The 16,261-nt window shown below is 67.6% G+C and carries 17 protein-coding genes and 1 pseudogene; 10 read left to right on the forward strand and 8 right to left on the reverse strand.

What is annotated here, in order from left to right; translation table 11 throughout:
* Positions 1 to 227 precede the first annotated feature (227 nt).
* The 6 genes and pseudogenes from E0E30_RS13540 to E0E30_RS01190 all read left to right on the forward strand — a co-directional run.
* Positions 228 to 425: pseudogene (locus E0E30_RS13540) on the forward strand (winged helix-turn-helix domain-containing protein); the annotation flags it as partial.
* A 48-nt stretch (positions 426 to 473) separates the two neighbouring features.
* Positions 474 to 947, forward strand: coding sequence for a UTRA domain-containing protein (locus E0E30_RS01170; RefSeq protein ID WP_245306624.1), 474 nt, complete (start codon positions 474 to 476; stop codon positions 945 to 947).
* Between the two features lie 75 nt (positions 948 to 1,022).
* Positions 1,023 to 2,963, forward strand: a complete 1,941-nt coding sequence (locus E0E30_RS01175; protein ID WP_130864727.1) for a bifunctional aldolase/short-chain dehydrogenase — start codon at positions 1,023 to 1,025, stop codon at positions 2,961 to 2,963.
* A gap of 10 nt (positions 2,964 to 2,973) precedes the next feature.
* The gene (locus E0E30_RS01180) at positions 2,974 to 3,363 is read left to right on the forward strand and encodes a cupin domain-containing protein (RefSeq protein WP_130864728.1); all 390 of its coding nucleotides are present in this window, start codon (positions 2,974 to 2,976) and stop codon (positions 3,361 to 3,363) included.
* A gap of 20 nt (positions 3,364 to 3,383) precedes the next feature.
* Positions 3,384 to 4,268 carry a 3-hydroxy-5-phosphonooxypentane-2,4-dione thiolase gene (gene lsrF / locus E0E30_RS01185; RefSeq protein WP_130864729.1) on the forward strand — a complete coding sequence of 295 codons (885 nt, stop codon included), beginning with the start codon at positions 3,384 to 3,386 and terminating at the stop codon, positions 4,266 to 4,268.
* Positions 4,268 to 4,909: a class II aldolase/adducin family protein gene (locus E0E30_RS01190; protein WP_130864730.1), complete on the forward strand. Its 642-nt coding sequence runs from the start codon at positions 4,268 to 4,270 to the stop codon at positions 4,907 to 4,909. Before lsrF ends, E0E30_RS01190 begins: the two co-directional genes overlap by 1 nt.
* A 643-nt stretch (positions 4,910 to 5,552) precedes the next feature.
* On the opposite strand, the gene E0E30_RS13230 is transcribed toward E0E30_RS01190, so the two are convergent.
* The 7 genes from E0E30_RS13230 to E0E30_RS01220 form a co-directional block, all read right to left on the reverse strand.
* Positions 5,553 to 5,711, reverse strand: coding sequence for a class II aldolase/adducin family protein (locus E0E30_RS13230; protein ID WP_167853848.1), 159 nt, complete (start codon positions 5,709 to 5,711; stop codon positions 5,553 to 5,555).
* Positions 5,711 to 6,172, reverse strand: coding sequence for a PTS sugar transporter subunit IIA (locus E0E30_RS01195; protein WP_130864731.1), 462 nt, complete (start codon positions 6,170 to 6,172; stop codon positions 5,711 to 5,713). The genes E0E30_RS13230 and E0E30_RS01195 overlap by 1 nt, the downstream gene beginning before the upstream one ends.
* Positions 6,173 to 6,303: 131 nt before the next feature.
* On the reverse strand, positions 6,304 to 6,708 hold the full coding sequence (locus E0E30_RS01200) for a hypothetical protein (protein WP_130864732.1): 405 nt from the start codon (positions 6,706 to 6,708) through the stop codon (positions 6,304 to 6,306).
* Positions 6,709 to 6,726: 18 nt separating this feature from the next.
* Positions 6,727 to 8,211 (reverse strand): PTS galactitol transporter subunit IIC, encoded by a 1,485-nt coding sequence (locus E0E30_RS01205; RefSeq protein WP_130864733.1) that lies wholly within the window; start codon positions 8,209 to 8,211, stop codon positions 6,727 to 6,729.
* A 77-nt stretch (positions 8,212 to 8,288) separates the two neighbouring features.
* A complete protein-coding gene (locus tag E0E30_RS01210; RefSeq protein WP_130864734.1) occupies positions 8,289 to 8,582 on the reverse strand; it encodes a PTS sugar transporter subunit IIB in 294 nt (97 codons plus the stop codon).
* Positions 8,583 to 8,815: 233 nt separating this feature from the next.
* On the reverse strand, positions 8,816 to 9,874 hold the full coding sequence (locus tag E0E30_RS01215; protein WP_130864735.1) for a glycerol-3-phosphate dehydrogenase: 1,059 nt from the start codon (positions 9,872 to 9,874) through the stop codon (positions 8,816 to 8,818).
* Positions 9,875 to 9,965: 91 nt separating this feature from the next.
* Positions 9,966 to 10,997, reverse strand: a complete 1,032-nt coding sequence (locus E0E30_RS01220; RefSeq protein WP_130864736.1) for a sugar-binding transcriptional regulator — start codon at positions 10,995 to 10,997, stop codon at positions 9,966 to 9,968.
* A gap of 178 nt (positions 10,998 to 11,175) precedes the next feature.
* Between E0E30_RS01220 and E0E30_RS01225 the strand changes: the two genes are divergently transcribed.
* The 4 genes from E0E30_RS01225 to E0E30_RS01240 all read left to right on the forward strand — a co-directional run bounded on the left by E0E30_RS01225 (position 11,176) and on the right by E0E30_RS01240 (position 14,606).
* Positions 11,176 to 11,625 (forward strand): PTS glucitol/sorbitol transporter subunit IIA, encoded by a 450-nt coding sequence (locus E0E30_RS01225; protein ID WP_130864737.1) that lies wholly within the window; start codon positions 11,176 to 11,178, stop codon positions 11,623 to 11,625.
* Positions 11,626 to 11,635: 10 nt separating this feature from the next.
* Positions 11,636 to 12,436, forward strand: coding sequence for a 2-C-methyl-D-erythritol 4-phosphate cytidylyltransferase (gene ispD / locus E0E30_RS01230; RefSeq protein WP_130864738.1), 801 nt, complete (start codon positions 11,636 to 11,638; stop codon positions 12,434 to 12,436).
* A complete protein-coding gene (ispF, locus tag E0E30_RS01235) occupies positions 12,433 to 12,915 on the forward strand; it encodes a 2-C-methyl-D-erythritol 2,4-cyclodiphosphate synthase (protein WP_130864739.1) in 483 nt (160 codons plus the stop codon). The genes ispD and ispF overlap by 4 nt, the downstream gene beginning before the upstream one ends.
* Positions 12,916 to 12,998: 83 nt before the next feature.
* Entirely contained in the window at positions 12,999 to 14,606 is a 1,608-nt protein-coding gene (locus tag E0E30_RS01240) for a glycoside hydrolase family 13 protein (RefSeq protein ID WP_130864740.1), read from the forward strand.
* Between the two features lie 42 nt (positions 14,607 to 14,648).
* On the opposite strand, the gene E0E30_RS01245 is transcribed toward E0E30_RS01240, so the two are convergent.
* Positions 14,649 to 16,118 carry a glycine hydroxymethyltransferase gene (locus E0E30_RS01245; RefSeq protein ID WP_130864741.1) on the reverse strand — a complete coding sequence of 490 codons (1,470 nt, stop codon included), beginning with the start codon at positions 16,116 to 16,118 and terminating at the stop codon, positions 14,649 to 14,651.
* Positions 16,119 to 16,261 lie beyond the last annotated feature (143 nt).

Consider the following 16,261-nt stretch of genomic DNA (forward strand, 5'->3'; position numbering starts at 1 on the left):
CCCACCCACACCGCCCTCGCCTCGGCCAGTTCGAGTGGATTGAGGGCTGGTATAACCTCAGACCCCGCCGGCACCTGCCTCGGAATGCTTTCACCTCACGAATGCGAGTCCCTTGGCGTTGACCCCGGCGAGGGCGGCATGATCACCACACGATAAGTACTGTCTGGGAAACCGGGGCAAGCTCCATGCCCTGCTGGGAGGTTCTTGGATGCGAAAGGAGAACGTCAATGGCTCGCAGGACTAGCCTCGTCTCGAAGGTCTCGGGTGAGCTCCGGGCTCAACTGGCTCGGGATGCCTTCCCAGTCGGCGCACGTCTGCCGACCGAGGCCTCACTGGCTGCCGAGTTCGGCGTCTCTCGGCCGACTGTCCGCGCTGCCCTGCGCGAACTCGAGACCCTTGGTCTGGTGCGGACTCGCCACGGCGTCGGCACCTTCGTCGCTGGGACCCCCGCTGTCCGAGCCGGTCTGGAGAGGATGGACTCGATCACCGACTCCATCCGGGACGGGGGAAAGGTCCCCGGAATGGACTACGCCTCCCGCTTGACTCGCCACGTCTTGCCTGAAGAGGCTAGCCGGATGGGTGTTTCGGGGGACAGTGAGGTGCTCGAGCTGAGGCGCACCATATTGGCGGACGGTGAGGTCGTGGCCTACTCCTACGACTTGATCCCCACCTGGTTGCTGCCGGAGGACTTCAATGTCGAGGAGCTGGACGGGTCCCTGTTCGCCTTCTTCTCCGCCCGGCTCGGGATCCAGGCAGTGCGCGGTGTGGCCGAGGTACATGCAATCCACTCGACCCACATCGGATGGGGCAAGGAGGCCGCCGCCCACGACCTGTTCGTCCTGCTCGACCAAGTCCATTACAGCGACGACGACTCGGTTCTGATGTACTCGCGCACCTACTTCATCGAGGGCCGCTACAACTTCACCATCCGGCGAACACGAGGCTGACCGTTCCCCGGTCGTCTATTGACGAGGCCAGGATAACGATCTAGATTGTCTGACAACTTCTCTTGGAGGTATGACATGACATCCTCGGCCCTTGGCGATGAAGCAAGCAGTCTATCTGGGCTGGTTGAGGCGACGCGCCAACTCGGCAGTGATCCGCGACTGGTCCTCCACGGTGGTGGCAACAGCTCCCTCAAGACCTCCGTCACCGACCTGGACGGGTCCACGGTCGAGGTGCTGTGGATCAAGGGGAGTGGCCACGATATGGGCACGATCACCGAGGCGGGCTTCGCCCCCTTGCGGCTGGCTCGCCTGCGCCAGATCCTGCCGCCGGTCACGGTCCCCGAGGAGGCCCTGCGCAACGAGTTGCGCTGTGCCTTGGTCGACTCCTCAGCCCCCGACCCCTCGGTGGAGGCCCTCGTCCACGCCCTGATCCCGGCCCCGGCCGTCATGCACTCTCACGCCGATTCGCTACTCGCCTTGGGCGCAGCTCTCGGCCGGGAAGGGCTGGCCGAGGTGCTCGGGGACCACGTGGTGATCGCCGACTATGCCATGCCCGGCCCCCACCTGGTGGTCTCTGTCGCCAATGCTTGGGCCCTGGCCGACGACCAGACCGTCGGCGTCATGGTCCAGGGGCATGGCCTCTTCACCGGTGGACAGACCCCGGCCGAGGCTCTGGAGCGGCACCTCGAAGTCGTGGCCCGGGCCGACGCCCGGCTAGGCGAGACCCGTCCGGTGACCGCCGAGCCAATCGGCCCGACGGATGCCGTCCGGCTGGCCACCCTGCGCTCGAAAATCTGTGACGCCGCCGGCCATCCGATGGTCGTGCGCACCACCCGCGACGAGCGGGTGGCAGCCTTCCTTTCAGATGAGGGTGCCCTATCGTCCACCACCGAGGGGCCGCTGACTCCCGACCACGTGATCTGGACCAAGCCATGGCCCCAGGTCGGCGAGGACTTCGAGGCCTTCGGCCAGCGCTACCGCGACTACGTCGAGCGCAACAAGCGCCGTGCCCCCGGCGAGACTATCGCGCTCGACCCAGCCCCACGTGTCGTCCTCGACCCCGAGGTTGGCATGCTGGCGGCTGGACGCACCGCCCGTGAGGCGGGGATCGTCACCGACATCTACCAGCACACGATGGATGCCATCACCAATGCCCGAGCCCTCGGTGGCTACACCGGTGCTGGAGAGGGCCACCTCTTTGACCTCGAGTATTGGTCCTACCAGCAGGAAAAGGTGCGTCGCACTGACGACCATGCACCGATGGCCGGCCAGGTGGCTGTGGTCACTGGGGCTGCCTCCGGCATCGGACGGGGCTGCGCCCGAGCGATGCTCGACCAGGGCTGCTGCGTCGTCGGCTGGGACCTCTCGCCCAAGGTCGTCGAGACTTTCGATTCGGATCGCTACCTCGGCATCCCGCTTGATGTCACCGACGCCGAGGCCGTCTCCAACGCCCTTCGGCTGGGCGTCGAGACCTTCGGCGGTCTGGACGTACTGGTAGTTGCAGCAGGCATCTTCCCATCCAGCGCCAACGTCGGCGAGATGGACATGGCCCAGTGGCGGAGGGCCATGTCAGTCAACGTCGACTCGGTGGCTGAACTCTACAGGCAGGCCCACGCCTTGCTGGCCCTCGGACGTCCATACGGCCGTGTGGTGCTGATCGCATCGAAGAACGTCGCGGCCCCCGGGCCGGGCGCTGCGGCCTACTCCTCGTCCAAGGCAGCTGTCACCCAGCTGACCAGGGTGGCCGCCCTTGAGTGGGCGGGGGAGGGGATCCGTCTCAACATGGTCCACCCCGATGCTGTTTTCGACACGGGACTGTGGACACCTGAGCTGCTGGCGGCCCGTGCCGAGCACTACGGCATGACCGTCGACCAGTACAAGCGCCGTAACATGCTGCACGCCGAGGTCACCAGCACCAAGGTTGGCGCCCTGTGCGTCTCGATGTGTGGCCCCGCCTTCGAGTGCACCACCGGTGCTCAGGTTCCGATCGACGGCGGCTCCGACCGAGTGATCTGAGGAGCACGACATGAAAAAAGGGAATACCAGCGATATTGAACCGCGCTTCGGTGACTGGGGGCCGGCCTACATCATTCAGGGGTCGACCAGCGATATCGGATTGTTGACCCTTCGCCCTGGCGACGAAATGACCAACCACATCCACCACTTTTGCGACGAGTCCTTCGTCGTGCTCGAGGGACGGGCGACCCTGTGGGTCGACTGCGAGAAGTCCTTTGCGCTCACGCCGGGCGACCTTTACCGCTGCGAACCTACCGAGATGCACTACTTTGTAAACGACTGGGACGAGGTGTTTAAGATGATCTTCATCAAGTCGCCTTCCTCGCCCGGTGACACCATCAATCTTCCCTGGCGTCCGGGCGAAACAGCGCCCGTGGTGCCCGTTGCTCCCGAGAAGTAATCTACGAAAGGATCACATCCATGGCAGACCTCGACGGCAACATCACGGCCAAGAACTTCGGATTCGATCATCCACAGGAGGTAATGGGCTTCCACATCAAGGGATCCGGGCAACTCGACTTCGGCATGAAGCACCGCCTCTCGCGGATCTTCGGTGACGACGGTCGCACCGTTATGCTGGCCTTCGATCACGGCTATTTCCAGGGTCCCACAAGCGGTCTGGAGCGAGTCGACCTCAGCATCGTGCCGTTGGCCCCGCATGCCGACGCCCTGATGGCCACCCGTGGCATCATCCGCTCGGTCGTCCCGGCCAGCTGCGACAACGCCTTGGTGCTGCGCGCCTCAGGCGGCCCGTCGGTCCTCAAGGAACTGTCCGACGAGCGCGTCGCCATGGACATGGCTGATGCCGCCCGCATCGACGCTGCCGCGGTGGCCGTTCAAGTCTTCATCGGTGGCGAGTTTGAGACCCAGTCGATCGCCAACCTGAACCAACAGATTGACGCCGGCCTGCAGTATGGCATCCCGGTTCTCGGCGTCACTGCTGTCGGCAAACAGATGACCCGCGATGCCCGCTACTTCGGCTTGGCCACCCGCATTATCGCCGAGTTCGGCGCGCAGATGGTCAAGACCTACTTCATTGAAGACGGCTTCCAGAACGTCACCGCCGGCTGTCCTGTGCCGATCATCATGGCCGGCGGCAAGAGGCTTCCCGCCCTCGACGCCCTAACCATGGCTTGGAAGGCAATCGACCAAGGCGCTTACGGCGTCGACATGGGTCGCAACATCTTCCAGCGCAAGGCCCCGGAGGCCATGATCAAGGCCGTGCGTGCGATCGTCCACGAGGGCCTGAAGCCCGAGCAAGCCCACGAGATGTACAAGGACCTCTCTCAGGGAGCCGATGACTGATGGGTGACGAGCAAGTTCTCCGGGCGCAGATCTGCGAGTTTGGGCGAAACCTATGGACCAAGAACATGGTCGCAGCCAATGACGGCAACATCTCGGTGCGCTTGAACGACGACCGCATCCTGTGCACCCCTACCGGCGTCAGCAAGGGCTACATGCGCCCGGAGAAGCTTGCCGAACTCGACTTGGACGGCAACCTAGTCAACGGGTGCACCGTGAAGCCGTCTAGCGAGGTCAAGATGCACCTGCGGGTCTACGTCGAGGACCCCTCGGTGAAGGCCGTCGTACATGCGCACCCGCTCTACGCGACCCTCTTCGCCACCCGCGGGATGGGTCTTCGCAACACCATGCTCCCCGAGACCATTGTGGGCCTCGGGGATGTCCCCTTGGCGCCCTACGCAACCCCGTCCACCCATGAGGTTCCGGACTCGATCGCCCCCTTTATCGCCGGCCACATGGCCTGCCTGCTGGAGAACCACGGGGCCCTCACTTGGGGCAAGGACCTGATGTCGGCGTATCTGGCAATGGAGCGGCTGGAGTCGTCCGCCCATCAGATGTGGGCTCTCGAACTGGTGGGCGGGGGCAATGACCTGCCCTCCGAGGAGGTTTTCAAACTCAGGGCACTCTTCGGAGTCACGTCGTAACTACGCAACATGAAGAATCATCAACTCCCCTGAGTGGTTCGTCGGCGTAGGTGCTCGAGGGGATTATGCTCGCATACCCGGATGCTCTGTGAGCCGTAGGCGACGGTCGTACACTGCTGCGCGTGGACACTGGCACGCGTGGTCGGGTTGGCATCGTCACCGGTGGCGGGGAGGGACACCTTCCCCTCTTCATCGGGCAAGTCGGATGGGGCTGGCCGGCGGTGTAACCGTCGGAAAGGTGTCTTCATCACTCTCCTGTGACGAGATCTTGGCTGCCACCGTGGCCAGCGACGGAGGGGCTGGAGTCCTTAACCTGTACGGCCGACCACGGCGGTGGCCTCCACAACATCAACGCAGCCCGCAAGCTGGCCGACGTGCGGGGGCATTCGGACGACGACCGTCGTACGCAGCAACAGGCAGCGCAGGACGCGGGCTGGCGCAGCCTGGCCCTGAGCTGTTGGCGGGCATGGTCTCGGTTCCAGCCGGTCACCGCGACCACCTGATCCAGAATCAGGGACCTGCCCTTGTCCTGCGCTGCCACATACTCGTCTGCGTACTTCTTTGTGACCTCATACCTCGCAGCGACCGACAGCCGTCCTTCGACCTCCACGCCCGATCGTGGTCCCCCCACCTTCCCGGGAAACTACATGTGGCACGGGCCCCCTACTACGACGCGGGGCCTCTTGAGGACGTGGTCGTCGACCCGGACGCTGATGTTGCCGCTCGTGCCGAGGGTGAGGTCGTCCTCGAGCATCCGCAGGCAGTACGCGATGATCTCCTCGCGCTCGTGCTCGTGGAGCATCACTGCGCCTCCCCGACCGCGGCCATGACGGAACCGAGGCTCGCCTGGATCTGCTCGGGCGAACCGTGGAGGAGCGACTCGTAGTCCTCCTGGGACTGCAGCAGCTCGATGACCGAGCCGAGCATGCCGACCTGGTTCTCCGGGTTGGTGACGAGCGGCCAGATCGACAGGGCGACGTCGAGCTCGCGCTCCGGGTCGTCCATGGCGTGGAAGACGGTCGTCGAGGAGTTGCGGCACAGGAGGATCCCCGCGTGCTTGACGTACTCGGGGTCGATGTGGGGGATGGCGACGCTGACGTAGCCGAAGTCGAGGCCGGTGGGGAAGGTCTGCTCGCGACGCGAGACGGCCTCGAGGAAGGCATCGGTGACCATGTCGTCGCCGGTGAGCCGCTCGTTGACGAGACGGTAGAGGTCCTCGCGCTCGGAGGTGTCGACGTCGAGGATGAGGAGCTTGGGGGCCATGGGTGGCTCTCCTGTCTCCGGCCCGGTGGGGTCGGTGTGGGTGGGAATGGGGATGGAACGGTCCCGCGGGCCCGGCAGGGGTGGTCGACCGGCGGAACAGCTCGGCGCCCCGCGGGGGCGCCGAGTGCGGGTCAGCGGGTGGCGCCGACCTTGCGGGTGCGGCGACCGGTCGTGCCGTAGACCTCGTCGCGGAACCGCAGGTAGTAGTTGGGCAGGCGGGTCATGTGGGCCAGCACCTCCTCGGGCTGCGCATGCTTCATCCACAGCCCGTGGAAGGCCGGCATCCACCGGTGGGTCGCCGCCGTCTCGAGGACGACGGGGTCGAGGGCGCGAGCCAGGCCCGGGCCGCCCGCGCGTCGCAGGGACGGCGTCGACCGGAGCTTGGCCCGCATCGCCTGCTCGCAATGCCTGACCACCTGGTTGCCGATGACCATGACGGCCATCCATGCCAGCAGGGGCACGAGGAAGATCATGAAGTGCTCCTGGAAGGTCGCGATGGCCGTGCGCCACCAGCGTCCCAGGATCGCGTCAAGCATGGCCTCGACCATGATGGATCACCAACCCGCTTCCGCAGCCTCGCGCTCCGCCTGGAGCTCCTCCTCGGACATGTACATCTCGCGGTCGTCGATGCCGGGCTTGCCGCCGCGGGCGATGTGGATGAAGAAGGCCGCGTAGCAGACGACGGCGAAGGCCAGCAGGAAGATGCTGAATCCGATGAACGCCGCGCCATAGGTCTTCGCCTGGGCGAAGACGAAGAAGAAGGCGAAGAAGTAGGCGATGAGGTGGGCGCCGGAATCGATCGAGGAGATCTGGCTGGCTCCCTGCGGGATGGCGAAGTGGGCCTGCTGGGCCAGGGTCGTCGTGGCCGGGGCCATGAACGTGCCGATGGTGAGCATGCAGGTGACGAAGAAGGTGCCGATGACGGTGCCCCGCGGGATGTTGCCCCGGCACCAGGTCGTCGCCCAGACGGCGAAGAACGGGGTGTCGGCCAGGTCGGTGAAGGGCAGCATCTGGTTGAGGTGCAGGTAGCTCATGACGATGCCGAGGAGCAGGGTGATCGGCACGAGGATGATGGCCACCGACATGTTGGCCGGGTAGCCGACGAGGATGGCGGCGTCCAGACCGATGTTGAGCTCACGATCGGGGTAGCGCGCCTTGATCCAGTCCTGGGCGGCGTCGGACAGCGGGATGAGGCCCTCCATGAGGATGCCGACCATGCGCGGCAGGAGCAGCATGACGGCGCCCATGGAGATGGCGACGGTGAGGATGCCCTTGATGGCGGTGCCCCAACCCCCGTTGAAGTCGGGGTAGTAGGCGAGCAGGCCGATGACGAGGCCGAGCAGGGTGCCCATGACCATGGGCTCGGCCCAGGCGCCGTACTTCTCCTGGATGTGCTCGGGGGTCATCCTGTTGTGCTTGAACCCGGGGACGTGGTCGAGCATCTTGTTGATGGTCCAGCCGACCGGTGCCCAGGAGACGGTGTCCGTGTGCGCGGTGGTGACGCCGGGGATCTTGTAGTAGTCCTGAATGATCGGGGCGACGATGTCGGCCAGCTTGAGGACGACGACGAGGGTGATGAGGCCGGCGGCCAGGCCGAGCCAGAAGTTGTTCGTCGCGATGTAGACGAACGCGGCCGAGAAGATGAAGTGCCAGAAGTTCCACATGTCGACGTTGAGGGTGGACGTCCACCGCAACGCGATCATGCCGAGGTTGACGGCGATGCCGATGATGAAGATCCACGGCACGACCTTGGCGGTGCCGAAGGAGATGGCCGCGGCGACCGGCCAGCCCGCGTCGATGATGGGCAGGTTGAGGCCGGTGTTGTGCACCATCTTCTGGGCCGCCGGGCCGAGGCTCTCGGACAGCAGGCCGATGACGAGGTTGATGCCGATGAATCCGATGCCGATCGTCAGCGCAGCGCGAATGGCCTTGCCGGGCTTCATCCGGAAGAACAGGCTGAGCAAGAATATGATGATGGGCAGGACGATGCTGGCACCCAGACCCAGGAAGTACTGGATGACGGTGGTGACGGTTCCCATGACTGGTGAGCTCTCTTCGTGTCCTGGGGTGTCCCCGGTCGGACCAGGACCGGGGACACCTGTGTGTCAGGTGATGGTCAGGCCTTGAGATCGGCTGCGATCTCGTCGGCCAGTTTGTCGGCACCGACGCCGGTGAGGAAGGCGACTCCGCGGTACACCTTGATCTGTGGCGAGGGGGCCTTGACGACGGTGGTGGAGACGATGGCGTCGGGCTTGAAGGCAGCGGTCTGGGCCGGCACCTCGACGGCCTTGCACTCCTTCATCGCGGCGTCGACACCGCGCTCCTTGAGCATCCGCTGCAGCTTGTTGGCGACCTGGACCGAGGTGGCGATCCCGGTACCGCAGCAGACGAGAACCTTCTTCTTGAGCATGTGGTTTCCTCCTAGGGGTCTGGGTGGACGCGGTCCTCGCGCGCCCGGTTGGACTCCACCTTTGCACCTGTGCGGGTGGAAGTCGTCATGGCCGTGGCCATGTCTCGCCGGCCGGAACGATGGATGTCACGGCGACATGGCGATTGTTCCCGAACCGGGGCATCCCTGCACCCGCCCGGGCCGGGTTCTGCTCCTATGTGCAGAACCCGGCGTGCGTGGTCAGCGGACGGGGCTCACTTCTCCCCACCGAAGAAGGTGCTCCAGGGCAGGTCGAGGGGGGCGTCGCGGGCGACGATGTTGTACAGGGCGCGCACGAGCGGATAGTCCTCGGCCGAGATGACGCCGCGATCGGTGAGCTTCTCGATGGCTTCGCCGACGACGCGAATGGCGGCCACACCCTCGAGGGTGATGCCCTTCATCCTGACATTGCGAATCTCCGAGAAGGGAACCCCTTGGCCGACGAAGGTTCCGGCGCGCACATTGCGTCCGCCCATCGTCGTGACGAACATGTCGCCGACGCCGCCGAGGCCGGTGGCGACCTCGGGATCGCCGCCCATGAATGTCACCATCTGCTTGAGTTCGCGGGCGCCTTCGCCGAAGAGGGCTGCGGTGTAGTCGTACATGACGTACTTGTTGTCCTGCTCGCCATTCTTGAGGAGCATTCCGGGGGCGAACCCGCCGCCGAAGGCGAAGATGTTCTTCATGCAGGCACCGACCTCGTGGCCGATGAAGTCGGTGGAGGTCCACACGTGGTAGTAGTCGGTGCGGAAGTCCTTGGCCAGGCCGTCGAGGATCTCCTGCTCCTCGCCGCAGAAGACGACGCAGGTGTTGCGGTGGACGGCGAGCTCGCCAGCGATGGAGGGGCCGACGATGGCGGCCCAGTGCACCTGGGAGGCCAGTTCGCCCATGTGCTTCTTGAGCACCTCGGGAAGGATGTGCAGGGTGCCATCCTCATCGGCCTGCATTCCCTTGGTGACGCAGAGAATCGTCTGTCCCGGCTCGGCCAGACGGGCGAGCTGTTCGCCGGCCCAGTCGACGCCGAAGGAATTGACGCCGCTCATGACGACGTCGGCTCCCGCAATGGCTTCCTCGGCCTCGCTGAAGAAATACGGCTTGACCGAGTCATTGACCTTGAGTTCGAGCACCGGATGGATTCCGGAGGTCTTGATCGACTCGATGATGTCGTCGTCCAGATGGGTGCCGATGAGGCGGACCTCGTTGCCATTCTCGCTGGCGGGGAACGTGAGCGCGGTGGCCATGACACCTGCGCCCAGAACTGCAATAGTGGTCATGAAGAACTCCTTCGTGGCGTCCAGCGGATTCCGCGCCGAATCACCAGGTCGTGTCGTTCCGGGTTCGCCGTCGGCTCCCCGGCCGTCACCGTCAAGCTATGGCACCGGGACCGACCCCGTCGCCCCCCGGGGGCAACGTGCACATTTGTGGGGAGAGCCTGGCGGGGGCTGCCCCGCAGAGCTCCAGGGCCCTGGCTGCGGTCTCGCTGTCGGTCACCAGGTCGGTGCACAACCCGGCCGCGGCCACCGTCCGGACCGCCCGGGCCCGATTGACCCCCGGGGCGACGGCGATGACCCGGCGGCAGTGACGGACCGACGCCAGGTCGATGGAGATGGTGCGGGCCTCGAGGTCCGGGTCGACGACATCACCGGCGTCATCGACGAAGTGGCTCATGACGTCGGCGCCCGCCCCGGCCTCGGCGAGCGCCGTCATCCGCTCGACAGGGATGTGCCCGGCGGCGACGAGGACCGAGTCCTTCTCGATCGGGCCCGGGGCGAACACCATGAGGTCGGCGCGGGCGGCGACCTCCATGGTGCGACTCACCGACGCGTCGGCCCGCAGCAGGTCGCCCAGTTCACGGCGTCCGACGATCGTCGGGGCCTGGAGGGTGAGGGCACGTCCGGGCCCGCGCTCGGCCATGGTGACGATGGACCGGCCGACGAGATCATTGCGGGTCACTGCGACCCCACCATTGGTCTGGGCGATGGTCACCCCGCGCGCCCAACCGACGTGCAGGTGCTTGGCGACGAGGGCGGTGCTGCGGCCCCAGCTCACCCCGACGACGGCGGGGGAGGGGCGCACCGAGGCGAGCCGGTCGGCCGCCGCGGCGCAGACGGCGTCGATGGTCGCCGGGGTGCTCGTCTGGGTCGGCACGACGACGGCGCCGGCCAGCTCGAACTGCTTGACGAGCTGCACCTCGAGCTGGTGATGGCGGGCGAGCGGGTGGTCGATGGTGATACGCACGAGACCGGACTCGCGGGCATCGTCGAGAATGCGCCCGACGGTCCACCGGCTCAACGAGAGCCGATCGGCGATGGCCGACTGGGTCATGCCCTCGAAGTAGTACATCTCGGCGGCGTGGATGGCCTGGAGCACCTGGTCGTCACTGGACCTGCGGGACATCGAGCCTCCTCGTCCCGACGGCGACCCGGTGCCGTCGGCTCTGGATGCGGCGTGGCAGGTGACACCTGCCGTGGTGCACCACCCTAGGGGATCGTCCCCACCGGTGGGACGTCGGATGGGACAATGGTGGGAACGAAGGTCGGGGCCGTCGTCGTGCGGCGAGAACGAGGAGTGACGAATGGGGCAGGCACACCCGCAGGTGAAGTGGCGGGCGGGAGTGGTCCGACTGGGTGACGACGTCGCCCAGATGACCGAGCACGACATCCTCGTCCTCTTCGGCAACCCGGTCCCGGTCGCCCTGTCGACCCTGGCCGTCGTCCACAGCCGCGGCGGGAACCAGGCCCGGGTGCCCAGCCCGTCGGTCGTCCCCCGCGACCTGCTGCGGGTCGGTGACCAGGAGTTCCGGGTCGACGAGGTCGGAGAACTGGCGAACGGCAACCTCGGCGACATCGGCCACGTCGTCATCTACGTCGACTCCCCGGGTCAGCCCATCCTGCCCGGCGCCATCAAGGTGAGTGCCGCGGCGGGTGGTGGAGTGGGGTTGCGCACCCCGGCCGTCGGCGAGCTCATCTGCTTCGAGGCCCCCGACGAGGCGTCCGGCTCCACCGGAGAGGGTGCGGGTCGGTAGGGTTCGGGCCATGGCTGAACCCATCGTCGCCGTCGTCATGGCCGCCGGCCTCGGCCAGCGGTTCGGCGGGCCGATCCCCAAACAGGTCACCACCCTCACCGGCAAGGCCGTCGTCGCCGTCGCCGTCGAGTCCTTGGCGGCCGGGGGATGCACCGACGCGGTCGTCGTCATCAAGGACGGGATGCACAACCACTTCCGGTTGGTCCTGGCGGCCTCGCCCATCCCGATCCACTTCGTCACCGGGGGAGACAGCCGACAGGATTCGGTGCGACGGGGGCTCGAGTACGTCGACTCCCATCCGCGGCTGGCCAGGGCCACCAAGGTGCTCGTCCACGACGCCGTCCGCCCGCTCGTGCCGGCCTACGTCGTCGAGGACGTCATCGCCGCCCTCGAGGGGGGAGCGGTGGCCGTCGCCCCGGCCATGCCGGTCGTCGACACCATCCGTGAGGTCGATGCCGACGGCGGGTCCAGTGTCATCGACCGCGACGTGCTCCGGGCCATCCAGACCCCGCAGGGATTTGACCGTGAAATCGTCACCGAGTGCCACCGACGAATGGCCGCCGACGGCGCCAGGGTCACCGACGACCTGTCCTGCTGCGAGCTCTACGGCCACGAGGTGAAACTCGTCGAAGGCTCCCGGATGGCCATGAAGATCACCGAACCGGTCGACCTCGACATCGCGGAGACCTTCGCCAAGGCGGCCGCCGGCGCCGGTCAGCACAGCGGCAAGCGGGTCAGGCGGGTACTGCATCTCCTCGACCCACGTCGGGCTCGGCGGCGGGCCGCCGGGAGACGGGGAGGCCGATCATGAGCGGGCTGCGTACCGGGATCGGCACCGACGTCCACCAGCTCACCGCCGGGGTGCCGATGCACGTGGCCGGGCTCTGCTTCCCCGAGGAGGACCACGGCCTGGCCGGGCACTCCGACGGTGACGTCGCCGCGCACGCCCTGTGCGACGCCCTGCTCTCGGCGGCCGGGGTCGGCGACATGGGATCGGTCTTCGGCACGAGCGATCCGCGGTGGGCCGGGGCGGCCGGGGTCGACTTCCTCCGCGAGACGGTGTCCCTCCTCGCCGCGGCGGGTTTCCGGCCGGTCAACGGGGCCGTCCAGATCATCGGCCAGCGTCCCCGGATGGCCGCGCGGCGTCTGGAGGCCCAGGAGGTGCTGTCGGCGGCGGTCGGCGCACCGGTGAGCGTGTCGGCGACGACCACCGACCACCTCGGATTCACCGGGCGAGGCGAGGGGGTCGCTGCGGTCGCCTCTGCCCTCGTCGAGGCCGTCGACTCCTGACCCGGCCCCTCGGACCCGCCGGGCCGCCGTGCGTGGGACGGCGTCGTGCGGGAGGATGGACCCACCGATGACAGGAGGTCCCCGTGTCCCACCCCGCCGACTGGTACCGGCAAGCCGTCGTCTACCAGATCTACCCCCGGTCCTTCGCCGACTCCGACGGTGACGGGATCGGCGATCTGCCGGGCATCGTCGCCCACGTCGACCATCTGGCGCGACTGGGGGTCGACGCCGTCTGGCTCAGCCCCTTCTACCCCTCGGCCCTGGCCGACGGCGGGTACGACGTCGACGACTACCGCGACGTCGACCCACGCCTGGGAACCCTGGACGACTTCGACCGTCTCGTCGCCGCGCTCCACGAGCGGGGCATCCGGCTCGTCGTCGACATCGTCCCCAACCACACCGGATCGGGTCACGCCCTCTTCCGCAAGGCGTTGGCCGATGGCCCCGGCTCGGCGGCCCGCGAGGTCTACATCTTCCGCGACGGTCGGGGTGACCAGCCTCCCACCGACTGGACGGCCACCTTCGGCGGGTCGGCCTGGCAGCAGGTTCCCGACGGCCAGTGGTACCTCCACCTCTTCGACGTCGCCCAGCCCGACCTCAACTGGGACAACCCGGTCGTCGTCGAGGAGTTCGACCGGACACTGCGGTTCTGGGCCGATCGTGGCGTCGACGGGTTCCGGGTCGACGTCGCCCAGCTTCTCAAGAAGGACCTGTCCGAGCCGCTGCCGAGCCAGGCCGAGCTCGACGCCCACGACCCCACCCTGGGCAACGGCCGGCTCGTCGACCGCGACGAGGTGCACGAGGTGTACCGGCACTGGCGCGAGATCTTCAACGAGTACGATCCCCCGCGGGTCGCGGTGGCCGAGGCCTGGGTGCCGGCCAACCGCCGTCCCCCCTACGCCACCGCCCAGGAGCTGGGGCAGGCGTTCAACTTCGACCTGCTCAAGGCCCCGCTGGTGGCCGCGGACCTGCGGGCCATCGTCGACGACAACCTCGCTCTGGCGGCCCGGTCCGGGGCGTCCAGCACCTGGGTGCTGTCGAACCACGACATGGTGCGCCACGCCACCCGCTACGGTCTGCCGGCCGGGCAGGAGGACGGGCGGCAGTACGTCCTCGGGGACGGTCGGACGGTGCCCTGCGACGCCGAGCTCGGCCTGCGTCGGGCCCTGGCGGCGACCCTCTTCATCCTCGCCCTGCCCGGGTCGAGCTACCTCTACCAGGGCGAGGAGCTCGGGCTGCCGCAGGTCGTCGACATCCCCGACGACGCCCGCCAGGACCCGACCTTCTTCCGGTCCCCGGGCTGGGACAAGGGCCGCGACGGTTGCCGTGTCCCGCTTCCCTGGCAGCCCGACGGGCCGTCCCTGGGGTTCGGGGAGGCCGCCCCGCACCTGCCGCAGCCGCCCGAGTTCGCCCGCTTCGCGGTGAGCGTCGAGGACGCCGACCCGCAGTCCCCGCTCAACCTCTACCGACGGGCCCTGAGGCTTCGCCGGGAGCTGCTGCGTGGCGAGGACCTCAGCTGGGCCGACGCCCCCGAGGGTGTGCTCGCCTTCGACCGGCACGACGGCTGGCGCTGCGTCTTCAACGTCTCCGCCGAGCCGGTCGGGCTCGACGGAGAGGTGCTCGTGGCCTCCGGGGAACTCGGCGACGGCCTTCTGCCCGCTGCGACGACCGCCTGGATCCGTCCGCGCTGAGGGTGCTGTCGTGGGGCGGGCCGGTGTGCCCGCCCCACGTCGTCACAGCTCGAGGCCGGGGTACAGCGGGAAGTTGCCCAGCAACTCGTCGGCCGCGGCGTGGACGCGGTCGGCGACGCCGTCGGCCATGACGTACTTGGCCTTGCCGGGCTTGCCGGTGGAGGCCGTCGCCGGGCTGGTGGCCTTGAGCGCCTCGAGGATGAGCTCGGCCACCCGGTCGAACTCGTCGGCACCGAACCCGCGCGAGGTGAGGGCCGGGGTGCCGATCCGGATGCCGGAGGTGTACCAGGCGCCGTTGGGGTCGGCCGGGATGGAGTTGCGGTTGGTGACGATGCCCGCCTCGAGCAGCGCCGACTCGGCCTGACGCCCGGTGAGTCCGAAGCTCGTGTTGACGTCGAGCAGGTTGAGGTGGTTGTCGGTGCCGTCGGTGACGAGCTTGACGCCGCGCTTCATGAGCCCCTCGGCCAGGGCCTTGGCATTGGCGGCGACCTGCTGGGCGTAGTCGCGGAACGCCTGGGTGCGGGCCTCGGCCAGGGCGACGGCCTTGGCGGCCATCATGTGCGACAGCGGGCCGCCGAGCACCATGGGGCAGCCGCGGTCGACGTCGTCGGCGTACTCCTTGGTGGTGAGCACCATGCCGCCACGCGGGCCGCGCAGGGACTTGTGGGTCGTCGTCGTGACGACCTGGGCGTTGGCCACCGGGTCCTCGTCCCCGGTGAAGACCTTGCCGGCGACGAGGCCGGCGAAGTGGGCCATGTCGACCATGAGGACGGCGCCGACCTCGTCGGCGATCTGGCGCATCGTCGCGAAGTTCACCCGGCGCGGGTAGGCGGAGTACCCGGCGACGATGACGAGCGGCTTGAACTGACGGGCCAGCTCGGCGACCTTGTCGTAGTCGAGCAGGCCGGTGTCCGGGTCGGTCCCGTAGGAGCGCTGGTCGAACATCTTGCCCGAGATGTTGGGCCGGAACCCGTGGGTGAGATGGCCGCCGGCGTCCAGGCTCATGCCGATGGCGCGCTGGTCGTTGAACCGGTGACGCAGGGTGTCCCAGTCCCCCTGGGTGAGGTCGTTGACGTTCTTGACGCCGAACTCGGCCAGGGCCGGGGTCTCGACGTGGTGGGCCAGGATCGACCAGTAGGCGGTGAGGTTCGCGTCGATGCCCGAGTGCGGCTGCACGTAGGCGTGCTCGGCGCCGAAGAGTTCGCGGGCGTGCTCGGCGGCCACCGACTCGACCGTGTCGACGTTCTGGCAGCCGGCGTAGAAGCGATGTCCGATGGTGCCCTCGGCGTACTTGTCCGAGAACCACGTGCCCATCGTCGCCAGGACCGGTAGCGAGGCGTAGTTCTCCGAGGCGATGAGCTTGAGCGAGTGGCGCTGGTCGGTGAGCTCCTGGCGGGTCGCCTGCGCGATCCTCGGCTCCACCGCACCGATGATGTCGAGGAGGGTGCGATAGGCGGTCGATGCCTGGGCGGCGATCGCGGGGTCGGAATGGATGGGCGTGGACTCGGACACGTGATCTCCTCGGGTCGGGGTGGGTCCAAATCTAGCCGTGGGACGAGCCGGCGGTGCCGATCCGCTCCCGGCTGGACGTGCCACCCTTCCGCTGCACGGTGGGATATGGGGACGCGCTGCCGGCGCCCGGCCGAGGATGCCGT

This window comes from Acidipropionibacterium timonense, assembly GCF_900605005.1.
Lineage (GTDB): Bacteria > Actinomycetota > Actinomycetes > Propionibacteriales > Propionibacteriaceae > Cutibacterium > Cutibacterium timonense.